Annotated in this window: 1 protein-coding gene; it reads left to right on the top strand. The window is 46.2% G+C overall.

From position 1 onward, the window contains the following. Nucleotides 1–15: 15 nt before the first annotated feature. Nucleotides 16–288 (top strand): hypothetical protein (locus tag AAC855_RS21335; RefSeq protein ID WP_340612137.1); only part of this gene is annotated, 273 nt, incomplete at its 3' end.

Raw genomic sequence — 288 nt, 5'->3', positions numbered from 1 at the left:
GAATGGCACTTTACCATGCCAATGCGGATTACCGAGCCGCAAAAAAACGCTCACTACCGGATAAATAGCGATATATCAATTCAGGGAGAAGGTACTCCCGGCCAACTGATCTTTATCGCCAGTTCAAAATCGTTTTTACCGCCAAAAGAAACCGTCCTGCCGACTTCATCTGGCACTCTGATTTGTCAGACCAAAGTGGATGCCAACGGTAAATGGGTATGCCCAAATAATCCCGTCATGACGGCAAAACTGGAAGGAATATTCTCCCTTTATGCCGCCCAATATCAA

This window comes from Xenorhabdus bharatensis, assembly GCF_037996705.1.
Classification (GTDB): domain Bacteria; phylum Pseudomonadota; class Gammaproteobacteria; order Enterobacterales; family Enterobacteriaceae; genus Xenorhabdus; species Xenorhabdus bharatensis.
The sequence above is the reverse complement of the archived record's forward strand: the minus strand, read 5'-3'. Positions and strand labels throughout refer to the sequence as shown.